Origin of the sequence: Caballeronia ptereochthonis, from assembly GCF_001545075.1 — a bacterium.
GTDB lineage: Bacteria > Pseudomonadota > Gammaproteobacteria > Burkholderiales > Burkholderiaceae > Caballeronia > Caballeronia ptereochthonis.
In genome coordinates, this window is record NZ_FCOB02000009.1 from 39650 (window position 1) to 50657 (window position 11008).

The following is an 11008-nucleotide window of genomic DNA, read 5'->3' on the forward strand; positions in this document are numbered from 1 at the left end:
CGGTGCGAAGCAAAATCACCGCGCCGAACGAATCACGCCAGTTTTCCTAAAATGGGACGACGATGTACGACCTGCTGAAATCCATCGACGATCCGGCCGATTTGCGCGCCCTCGATCGACGCCAACTGCAACCCCTCGCCGACGAGCTGCGAGCCTACGTGCTCGACAGCGTGTCGCAGACGGGCGGGCATCTGTCGTCCAATCTGGGCACGGTCGAGCTGACGATCGCGCTGCACTACGTGTTCGATACGCCTAATGACCGCATCGTCTGGGACGTCGGCCATCAGACGTATCCGCACAAGATCCTGACCGGCCGCCGCGACCGGATGTCCGGGCTGCGCCAGCTCGGCGGCATCTCCGGCTTCCCGCGGCGCAGCGAATCCGAATACGACACCTTCGGCACCGCGCATTCGAGCACGTCGATTTCGGCCGCGCTCGGCATGGCCGTCGCCAACAAGCTGCAAGGCGACAACCGCTATTCGATCGCCGTGATCGGCGACGGCGCGATGACCGCCGGCATGGCCTTCGAGGCGATGAACAACGCAGGGGTCGCCGACGACCTGCCGCTGCTCGTCATCCTGAACGACAACGACATGTCGATTTCGCCGCCGGTCGGCGCGCTGAATCGCCATCTCGCGCGCCTGATGTCGGGCCGCTTCTATGCCGCGGCGCGCGCGGGCGTCGAGCGCGTGCTGCGCGCCGCCCCGCCCATGCTCGACCTCGCCCGCAAGCTCGAAGAGCACGCGAAGGGCATGATCGTGCCGGCCACGCTGTTCGAGGAGTTCGGCTTCAACTACATCGGGCCGATCGACGGCCACGATCTCGATTCGCTCATCCCGACGCTGCAGAACATCAAGGAACTGCGCGGCCCGCAATTCCTGCACGTCGTGACGAAGAAGGGTCAGGGCTACAAGCTCGCCGAAGCGGATCCCGTGCTCTATCACGGCCCCGGCAAGTTCAATCCGGCCGAGGGCATCAAGCCGTCGACAGCGCCGTCGAAGAAGACCTACACGCAGGTCTTCGGCGAATGGCTGTGCGATGCCGCGGCGCAGGATTCGCGCGTGGTCGGCATCACGCCGGCAATGCGCGAGGGCTCCGGCATGGTCGAGTTCGAGAAGCGCTTCCCGGACCGCTACTTCGATGTCGGCATCGCCGAGCAGCACGCGGTCACGTTCGCGGGCGGGCTGGCTGCGGACGGCATGAAGCCCGTCGTCGCGATCTATTCGACCTTCCTGCAGCGCGCGTACGACCAGCTGATCCACGACGTCGCGCTGCAGAACCTGCCGGTCGTGTTCGCGATCGACCGCGCGGGTCTCGTCGGCGCGGACGGCGCGACGCACGCGGGCAACTACGATCTCGCGTTCCTGCGCTGCATCCCGAACATGACCGTGATGGCCGCATCGGACGAAAACGAGTGCCGTCAGATGCTCTACACGGCGCTTCAGCAGCCGAACCCGACGGCGGTGCGCTATCCGCGCGGCGCGGGCACGGGCGTCGCAACCGTCAAGCAGATGACCGCGATTCCCGTCGGCCGTGGCGAGATCCGCCGCGAGTCGTCGCAGAAGCTCGGCTCGGGCAAGCGCATCGCGATCTGCGCGTTCGGCACGATGGTCGCGCCGTCGCTCGCGGCGGCCGAAGAGCTCGATCTGACGGTTGCCAACATGCGCTTCGTGAAGCCGGTCGACGCCGATCTGCTGCGCGAACTCGCCGCGACGCACGACGCCATCGTGACGATCGAGGAAGGCGCGATCATGGGCGGCGCGGGTTCGGCGTGCGTGGAAGCGCTGCTCGCCAGCTCGATCGTGAAGCCCGTGCTGCAGCTCGGTCTGCCCGATGCCTTCATCGATCACGGCGATCCCGCCAAGCTGCTCGCGAGCGTGGGACTGGATGCAGCCGGCATCGCCCGCTCGATCCGCGAGCGCTTCCTCGACGCTGTCGAAAGCGCGCACGCAGGCAAGCTGACCAAGCGCGTCGCCTGACGCATCACGCTCGCACGGTGCGCCCGGGGTGCGCCGTGCAGCATCGCTTTGGCACACGGCGCGGGCCTCAATCCGCGCCGTGTGCGCTTCAACGTTTCGAACCGCTCGCGTGCGGCATGACGCGCGGCGCATAAGGACAAACAAATGAATCAGATGAATCCCGCCTTCGTGATGCCCGACGTTCAAAGCACGCCCGACATGCGCCAGATCGCGATTTCCCGCGTCGGCGTAAAGGGTGTGCGGCATCCGTTGTCGGTGCGCACGCAGGACGGCGTGCAGCCGAGCGTCGGCGTGTGGAATCTCGACGTGCATCTGCCCGCCGAACAGAAGGGCACGCACATGTCGCGCTTCGTCGCGCTGCTCGAGGAGCATCGCGAGCCGCTCGATCAGGCCGCGCTTCGCACGCTGCTCGCCGCGATGCTGACGAAGCTCGAAGCGCACTCGGGGCGCATCGAAGTGACATTGCCGTACTTCGTGATGAAGACCGCGCCGGTGTCCGGCGTGCAGAGCCTGCTGGATTACGAAGCGACGTTCATCGCCGAGAAGCGCGACGGGCAGACGCGCCTGTCGATGAAGGTGCTCGTGCCCGTGACGAGCCTGTGCCCGTGCTCGAAGAAGATCTCGCAATACGGGGCGCACAATCAGCGCTCGCACGTGACGATCACGGCGGAGCTCGCGGGCGAAGTCGCGCTGGAAGAACTGATTCGCATCGCCGAGGAAGAGGCGTCGTGCGAGCTGTGGGGCTTGCTGAAGCGCCCCGACGAGAAGCTCGTGACCGAGCGCGCGTACGAGAATCCGAAGTTCGTCGAAGACCTCGTGCGCGACGTCGCGATGCGCCTGAACGCGGACGAGCGCATCGTCGCGTACGTGCTCGAGGCGGAAAACTTCGAGTCGATCCACAATCACAGCGCCTACGCGGTGATCGAGCGGGACAAGCGCCGCGACGCGTGAGTCGTCTCAGGCGAGCGCCGTTTCCGATGAAACGTGCGCTTCCCGCACGGAAGCCGTCACCAGCGCCGCCAGCCGTTCGACCGGCGGCGATGCGCTCCCCGACGCGCGATGCAGCGCCAACGGAATCGAAGGCAACGCCGGCAAGCCGGATTCGCCGGCATCGAGCGCGCGAACGGTCGACGGCAATCCGTAGGTCGTGCGCACGGTCACGCCCAGACCGGCTGCCGCTGCCGCCCACAATCCCGACAGACTCGGGCTCGTAAACGCAACCCGCCATTTGATGCCCGCGCGATCGAGCGCCGCGCCCGCCGCACTGTGAAAGAGGCAGGGCCGGTCGAACGCGATGAGCGGCAGGGGCTCGCCGGAATCGTACTGCCACGGCACCGCCGCCGATGCGATCCAGCGCATCGGCGGCGCAGCGATCGGCTCGGCGATCATGGCGGCGTTGCTCTCGTCCGTCACGCCGCCCGCGCCCCACACGAGCGCGAGATCCAGCTGCCCGGTGTCGATGCGCTCCAGCAGCTCCGTATTGCGCGCCACGCGCGCTTCGATGCGCACCTTCGGATGTGCCCTTGCGAAGCGGCCGAGCACATCCGGCAGCACGACTTCGCCGAAATCCTCCTGCAAGCCGAGCCGGATCCAGCCTTCCAGATCGACGCCGCGAATCGCCACGGCGGCTTCGTCGTTCAGTTCGACGAGGCGTCGCGCGTAGCCGAGCATCACTTCGCCGGCGTCCGTGAGCGCGAGTCCGCGTCCGGATTTGCGAAAGAGCGTGGTGCCAGCCTGTTCCTCCAGCTTGCGGATCTGCGCGCTCACGGCGGAAGTGGAGCGCCCGACGCGATCCGCCGCCTTCGCGAAACTGCCGAGGTCCATGCCCGCGACGAAGCTGCGCAGCACCGCGAGATCGAATGTCGTCTGGCTCATGGCGATCGTCCTGATTTTTCGAATGATCGATGAAAAACTTTGTGATTTTCAGGACGATCCTAAGCCGTCAGACTGGTCGCAGTCAAATTCCACATGGATTGCACGATGGCGACCCCTCTCGTACTGAAGTCGAAAAAAGCGTCCGCGCTCGGCGGCGGACATCGCTGGAAGGTGCTTGGCGTCGGCGTCGCGGCCAACGCGAGTTTTTCGGCCGCGGCGACCGGCATCCCGACGACGGCCGTCTGGCTGCGCAGCGGCTATCACCTGAGCAACGGCGAACTGGGGCTCGTGCTCGGCGCGCTCGGTCTGGGCGTCGCGCTTTCGGAATTGCCGTGGGGCGTGCTGACGGATCGCTGGGGCGATCGTCCCGTTCTGCTGACGGGCCTGCTGTCCACGGCCGCCGTCCTCGTCGGGATGAGCCTCTTCGCCGTGCCGCCGGTGGCCACGCTCGGCTGGCTCGTCTTCGCGATGTGCGTGCTGGGTCTGCTGGGCGGCAGCGTCAACGGATCGAGCGGACGCGCGGTGATGGCCTGGTTCGGCGAAGGCGAGCGCGGCCTGGCGATGAGCATCCGCCAGACCGCGGTGCCGCTCGGTGGCGGCATCGGGGCGGCGCTCCTGCCGTGGCTGGCTTCATCGCATGGATTCGCGCTGGTGTTCGGCGCGCTGGCTGCGATGTGCGCCGCCTCCGGCGCGTTCGCCTGGCGCTGGCTGCATGAGCCGCCGAGCGCGACGCATCGCGCGGCTCGAAGCGAGGGCGCCGCGCCGCTGAAGAACCCGGTGGTCTGGCGCGTCGTGCTCGGCATAGGCATCCTGTGTGTGCCGCAGTTCGCGGTGCTGACGTTCGCGACCGTCTTCATGCACGATGCCGCCCGCTTCGGCGTGAGCGCGATCAGCGCGACGATGGGCGCCGTCCAGCTCGGCGCAATGGCGATGCGCGTCTGGAGCGGCCGTCACACCGATCGTCGTGGAAACCGGCGCGCGTACCTGCGGGCGTCCGTGATCGTGGCTTCGGCTTCGTTCGTCGCGCTGGCGGCGGCGACCGCGTGCGGCGTCGCGCATGCGCCTTGGCTGGTCGCGGCGATGCTCGTCTTCGCGGGCGTGTGCGTATCCGCGTGGCATGGCGTCGCGTACACCGAACTGGCGACGCTCGCCGGCACCACGCGCGCCGGCACCGCGCTCGGCATGGCGAATACGGCCGTCTACGTGGGCTTCTTCCTGACGCCGCTCGTGATCCCCCATGTGCTCGCGGCCGGATCGTGGGCGATCGTGTGGCTCGTGGCGGGCGTGTGCGCGTCGCTCGCATGGCCGTTGTTTCCGAAGCCCGCGCGACATTAAACTGGTGATCCGACTCTCGAATGACCGGAGCGCTCACCTTGATCCTGATCGGCCAATACGATTCCCCGTTCGTGCGGCGCGTCGCCATCGCGCTGAATCTCTACGGCATGGCGTACGAGCACCGCACGTGGTCGGTGTTCGGCGATGCCGACAAGATCGCGCCGTTCAATCCGCTGATCCGCGTGCCGACGCTCGTGCTCGACTCGGGCGACGTGCTGATCGAAAGCGCGATGATTCTCGACTACCTCGATGAACAGGCGGGCGACGCGCGCGCGATGGTCGCCTCGAGCGGGCCTGCGCGCCGCGAGGCGCTCAAGATCTGCGCGCTCGCGACGGGCCTCGCCGACAAGGCCGTCGCGCTCGTGTACGAACGCGCGCTGCACAAGGAGAAATCGCAGACGTGGGTCGAGCGCTGCACGGCTCAGGTCGAGCGCGTGTTGAATGCCCTGGAAGCGGACCGCGCCGCGCGCCCGACGCCCTACTGGTTCGGCGATGCGATCGGCCACGCGGACATCGCCGTGGCTTGCGCGCTGCGCTTCACGCGCGAGGCGCATCCCGAGATTTTCTCGTCGACGCGCTGGCCGACGCTCATCGGTCACAGCGATCGCTGCGAGACGCTGCCGGTCTTCAAATCGATCGTGCAGCCGTTGAATCCGCCGAAATGAGCGCTCAGGCGCGCGCGAGCGAAGTGAGATCCCAGCGCGGCTTCACGGTGAACGCGTAATCGCGCACGGCTTGCTCCGGCCAGCGCGACAGGCGCAGCGCGCCCGCGAGCGCGATCATCGCGCCGTTGTCGGTGCAGAGCGACAGATCGGGGTAGTGGACGTCGAAGCGGCGCTTGTTCGCCGCCGCCGACAGCGCCTCGCGCAACTGCCGGTTCGCGCCGACGCCGCCCGCCACGACGAGGCGCTTGAGGCCCGTCTTCTTCAGCGCCGCGAGCGACTTGGCGACGAGCACGTCCACCGCCGCATCGACGAAGCCGCGCGCGAGATCGGCCTTGGCCTGCTCGCACACGTTACCGCCGAGCTTGCGGCTATGCGTGAGCACGGCGGTTTTCAGGCCGCTGAAGCTGAAATCGAGATCGCCGGAATGGAGCATGGGACGCGGCAGCACGACCGCGCCCGGCGTGCCGAACTCCGCGAGCCGCGACACTTCCGGCCCGCCCGGATAGCCCAGGCCGAGCAGTTTCGCGGTCTTGTCGAAGGCTTCGCCGGCGGCGTCGTCGAGCGTTTCGCCGAGCGTTTCGTACACGCCGACATCGGTCACGCGCATCAGCTGCGTGTGTCCGCCGGACACGAGCAGCGCGACGAACGGAAAGGGCGGCGGAGCATCGACCAGAAGCGGCGACAGCAGATGCCCTTCGAGATGGTGAATGCCGACGGTCGGCTTGTCCCACGCCATGGCGAGCGAATTGGCGATGCTCGCGCCCACGAGCAGCGCGCCCGCGAGCCCCGGCCCCTGCGTGAACGCGATGGCGTCGATGTCGCCGCGCGCGGCGCCGGACTTCTCCAGCACTTCCTCGAGCAGCGGCAGCGCGCGCCGGATGTGATCGCGCGAAGCCAGTTCCGGCACGACGCCGCCGTAATCGCGATGCATCGCGATCTGCGAATGAAGGGCGTGCGAAAGCAGGCCGCGCTCGGTGTCGTAGAGGGCGAGGCCGGTTTCGTCGCAGGAGCTTTCGATGCCAAGAACGAGCATGGGAGTGACGCCAGAGGTAACAGAAAAGTATAGCAGCGGCGGGCCCGGCGCGTGTTGCCGTCCCAAACGCATCCGGACGCAGCGGTTAGAATGCGCGCCATGGAATCCTTCGATATCGCCGTCATCGGCGCGGGCGCGGCCGGCATGATGTGCGCGGCCGTGGCCGCTCAATCCGGGCGCCGCGTCGTGCTGATCGACCACGCCGAGCGCCTCGCCGAAAAAATCCGCATCTCCGGCGGCGGGCGCTGCAACTTCACCAACATCAACGCACAGCCGGCCAACTTCCTCTCGGCGAATCCGCATTTCTGCCGTTCCGCGCTCGCGCGCTACACGCCGCGCGATTTTCTCGCGCTGCTCAAGCAGTACCGCGTGAAGTGGCACGAGAAGCACAAGGGCCAGCTTTTCTGCGACGACTCGAGCGAATCGATCATCGACCTGCTGAAAGGCGAGTGCGATGCGGGCGGCGTCGCGTGGCGGCGTCCGGTCGCCGTGCACGAGATTCGTCACGACGGCACGCGCTTCGCGCTCGACACGACCGCGGACGCGATCGGCGCGGCGGCGCTCGTCATCGCGACGGGCGGACTGTCGATTCCGAAGATCGGCGCGACGGACTTCGGCTACCGCGTCGCGAAGCAGTTCGGCCACAAGCTGATCGATACGCGTCCGGCGCTCGTGCCGCTCACGTTCACCTCCGCCGACTGGGCGCCGTTCGCCGCGCTGTCGGGGCTTTCGCTGCCGGTGCGCATCACCACGGGCAAAGGCAAGACGCGCGGCGCGTTCGACGAAGACCTGCTGCTCACGCATCGCGGCGTGTCGGGGCCGGGCGTGCTGCAGATATCGAGCTACTGGAATACGTCGGAGCCGATTCAGGTCGATCTGCTTCCCGATCTCGACGCCACCGAGTTTCTGCTCGAAGCGAAAGCGGGCTCCAAGAAGCAGATCGGCAATTTTCTGGCCGAGCACGTGCCCGCGCGTCTCGCGCACGCGTGGCTCGAGGCGCAGCGCGTGTCCGTCGATGCGCGTCTCGCCGATCTGCCCGACCGCACCTTGCGCGCGATCGGCGCGTCGCTGTCGAACTGGACGCTGACGCCGAGCGGCACCGAAGGCTACCGCAAGGCGGAAGTCACGCGCGGCGGCGTGGACACGCGCGAGCTCTCCTCGACGACGATGATGAGCGAGCGGGTCGCGGGGCTTTATTTCATCGGCGAGGCGGTGGATGTCACCGGCTGGCTCGGCGGCTACAACTTCCAGTGGGCGTGGGCCTCGGGCGTCGCGGCGGGCAAGGCCGCCGCGGAGTTCGCGCGGGGCGCCGCGACGGCCGCCTGAGTGCGCTTTCCCGGGGTTTTGGCGAGTCTCGAAACGTGAACCCGTTTGCTATACTCAGACGGTCATCGGAGGAATCTCTCCGCTCTGGCTGGCGTGAACAGGTTCGGTGCGGCGCGTCTCGCCGCAACTCGGAAAGGCCCGCTAAAAGTCCCGCTTGAGGAGGCGTTCCCAAGCGGGCTTTTACTTTCGCGGCCTGGCCGGCGCCGGCCGGAATCCAAACTTTCGCAATCGCACCGGGTGAACGATGAGCCTCAAGGACCAGATCAACGACGACATGAAGACTGCCATGCGCGCGCGCGAAACCGAGCGCCTCGGCACGATTCGGCTGCTGCTCGCGGCAATCAAGCAGCGTGAAGTCGACGATCGCGTCACGCTCGACGATGCGGGCATCACCGCCGTCGTCGACAAGATGATCAAGCAGCGCAAGGATTCCATCAGCCAGTTCCAGGCCGCCGGCCGCGACGATCTCGTCGCGAAGGAAAACGCCGAGCTCGCCGTGCTGTCCGCGTACATGCCCGAGCAGCTTTCCGCCGACGCGATCGCCGCCGAGGTTCAGGCCGCCATCGCCGCGACGGGCGCCGCGGGCCCGCAGGACATGGGCAAGGTGATGGGCGTGTTGAAGCCGAAGCTCGCCGGCCGGGCGGACATGACCGCCGTTTCGGCGCAGGTGAAGGCCGCGCTCGCCAAGTAACGCGACGAGCCACGCAAGCCGCGCCTCCATCCGGTGATCCCGCACGCATTCCTGCAGGACCTGCTCAACCGCGTCGATATCGTCGACGTGGTGGGCCGTTACGTCCAGTTGAAAAAGGGCGGCGCGAACTTCATGGGTCTCTGTCCGTTTCACAACGAGAAGAGCCCGTCGTTCACGGTCAGTCCGACCAAGCAGTTCTATCACTGCTTCGGCTGCGGCGCGCATGGCACCGCGATCGGCTTTCTCATGGAGCACACCGGGCTGACGTTTCCCGAGGCCGTGAAGGAGCTCGCGCACGGCGCGGGGTTGACGGTGCCGCAGGAGCCTTCGCCCAACTTCCGCGGCGGCAGCGGCGGCGACGCGGGATACGCGAACGCGCCGAGCAAGGCCGTGAGCGTCGCGCTCACGGACGTCATGCAGACCGCTTGCGATTTCTATCGCAAGCAATTGCGCGGCGCGCCGAACGCGATCGCTTATCTCAAGAAGCGCGGCCTGACCGGCGAAATCGCCGCGCGCTTCGGCTTGGGCTACGCACCGGACGGCTGGCAGAACCTGGAAGCGGCGTTTCCCGATTATCGGGATGAAAATCTCGTGGAAGCGGGCCTCGTGATCGTCAGCGAAAAGACCGATTCACAGGGCCAGGCGCGGCGCTACGACCGCTTCCGCGAACGCGTGATGTTCCCCATCCGCAACGTGAAGGGCAACGTGATCGGCTTCGGCGGACGCGTGCTCGACGGTGGCGAGCCCAAATATCTGAATTCGCCGGAAACGCCGCTTTTCAGCAAGGGCAGCGAGCTTTACGGCCTCTTCGAGGCGCGCCTCGCCATCCGTGAACTGGGCTACGCGCTCGTCGTCGAAGGCTATATGGACGTGGTTGCGCTGGCGCAGCTCGGTTTCGCCAACGCGGTCGCGACGCTCGGCACGGCCTGCACGCCGATTCACGTGCAGAAGCTCTTTCGTCAGACGGATACCGTGGTTTTCAGCTTCGACGGCGATTCGGCCGGCCGCCGCGCGGCGCGCCGCGCGCTCGAGGCGGCGTTGCCGCACGCGGCGGACAATCGCACGATCAAGTTCCTCTTCCTGCCGAACGAGCACGATCCGGACAGCTACGTGCGCGAGTTCGGCACGGACGGATTCGGCGAGCAGGTCGACCGCGCAATGCCGCTGTCGCAATTCCTGCTGAACGAGGTGCTCAACGACAAGGAGCTGGAGCAGCCCGAAGGCCGCGCGAAGGCGCTCTTCGACGCGAAGCCGCTGCTGCAGGTGCTGCCGGCGAATGCGCTGCGGGTGCAGATCCTGCATATGCTCGCGGACCGGCTGGATACGCCGTTCGCCGAGATCGCCGCGCTGTGCGACATCGATTCACGCGCGGCCGCCGTCGCGCGCGCCAACGTGCCGAAGAGCGAGCGCCGCCGCGTGACCGGTCAGGAGCAGCGCGCGCTGCGCAATCTGGTGATGTACCCGGGCATCGCGGTATCGCTCGATGAGGAAGGCGAGCGCACGCTCGTGACGATGACCGAGCACGGCGAACTCTTCGGCGAGGTGATCGGTCACGCGCGTGAACTGGGCGGCGAGGCGGAATTCCAGATGCTGTCGGACGTCTTGAGAAATGCAGCAAATGCGCCCACGTACGAAGATATCTTCCAGGAAATTCTCGCCTATGATGAAAACGTTCGCGATTTGCTGATGCGCGATCCATCTGACGAGGACGCGGCGCAGCGAGTCGAGGAACAGAAGCGTCTGCTTGCGGAGGAGTTGCAGGCGACGGTCCTGAAGTTGCGGCACGACAGTTATCGCGCGCGGCTGGATCAGCTGGCGCGGCAATCGAGACTGTCGGCGGAAGAGGTCGCGGAGTTTTCCGAGCTGTCGGCGCGGGTCGCGCAGATCAAGGCGGGACGGACCGCGAGCCAAGGCGGCGGAAGGTGAAATGCTATAATAAAAAGTTCAAAGCGAATTGCTTTTTGTCAACTGTTTGAGGGTTTTGACTGTTGTTCAACGGTGACGTACGGCAACTGGTCGGGTGATCGCAAGCGCATCCGGCAAGGGGCGTTTCGAGTTGGTTTGCGGTAAGGCCGGCGCGGTTGGCCGGTTCGGAAGGAGGCAG

General features: G+C 66.8%; 9 protein-coding genes. 7 read left to right on the forward strand and 2 right to left on the reverse strand.

The window, feature by feature from the left end:
* Nucleotides 1-62 precede the first annotated feature (62 nt).
* Both dxs and folE2 read left to right on the forward strand, forming a co-directional pair.
* Entirely contained in the window at nt 63-1979 is a 1917-nt protein-coding gene (dxs, locus tag AWB83_RS11295; protein WP_087045283.1) for a 1-deoxy-D-xylulose-5-phosphate synthase, read from the forward strand.
* Nucleotides 1980-2123: 144 nt separating this feature from the next.
* Nucleotides 2124-2930, forward strand: a complete 807-nt coding sequence (gene folE2 / locus AWB83_RS11300) for a GTP cyclohydrolase FolE2 (RefSeq protein ID WP_087045286.1) — start codon at nt 2124-2126, stop codon at nt 2928-2930.
* A gap of 6 nt (nt 2931-2936) precedes the next feature.
* Here folE2 and AWB83_RS11305 read toward each other — a convergent pair whose 3' ends face one another.
* Nucleotides 2937-3854 (reverse strand): LysR substrate-binding domain-containing protein, encoded by a 918-nt coding sequence (locus AWB83_RS11305; RefSeq protein ID WP_087045288.1) that lies wholly within the window; start codon nt 3852-3854, stop codon nt 2937-2939.
* A gap of 105 nt (nt 3855-3959) precedes the next feature.
* Between AWB83_RS11305 and AWB83_RS11310 the strand changes: the two genes are divergently transcribed.
* Entirely contained in the window at nt 3960-5189 is a 1230-nt protein-coding gene (locus AWB83_RS11310) for an MFS transporter (protein WP_087045551.1), read from the forward strand.
* 20 nt (nt 5190-5209) lie between these two features.
* Nucleotides 5210-5854, forward strand: a complete 645-nt coding sequence (locus AWB83_RS11315) for a glutathione S-transferase family protein (protein ID WP_244197667.1) — start codon at nt 5210-5212, stop codon at nt 5852-5854.
* 4 nt (nt 5855-5858) lie between these two features.
* Here AWB83_RS11315 and tsaD read toward each other — a convergent pair whose 3' ends face one another.
* Nucleotides 5859-6887 (reverse strand): tRNA (adenosine(37)-N6)-threonylcarbamoyltransferase complex transferase subunit TsaD, encoded by a 1029-nt coding sequence (tsaD, locus tag AWB83_RS11320; protein WP_087045290.1) that lies wholly within the window; start codon nt 6885-6887, stop codon nt 5859-5861.
* Nucleotides 6888-6986: 99 nt separating this feature from the next.
* Here tsaD and AWB83_RS11325 point away from each other — a divergent pair, with 99 nt between their 5' ends.
* From AWB83_RS11325 to dnaG, 3 genes are all read left to right on the forward strand, one after another.
* On the forward strand, nt 6987-8213 hold the full coding sequence (locus AWB83_RS11325; protein ID WP_087045293.1) for a BaiN/RdsA family NAD(P)/FAD-dependent oxidoreductase: 1227 nt from the start codon (nt 6987-6989) through the stop codon (nt 8211-8213).
* A 244-nt stretch (nt 8214-8457) separates the two neighbouring features.
* A complete protein-coding gene (locus tag AWB83_RS11330; RefSeq protein WP_087045295.1) occupies nt 8458-8904 on the forward strand; it encodes a GatB/YqeY domain-containing protein in 447 nt (148 codons plus the stop codon).
* 33 nt (nt 8905-8937) lie between these two features.
* The gene (gene dnaG / locus AWB83_RS11335; RefSeq protein WP_087045297.1) at nt 8938-10830 is read left to right on the forward strand and encodes a DNA primase; all 1893 of its coding nucleotides are present in this window, start codon (nt 8938-8940) and stop codon (nt 10828-10830) included.
* The last annotated feature ends 178 nt before the right edge of the window (nt 10831-11008 follow it).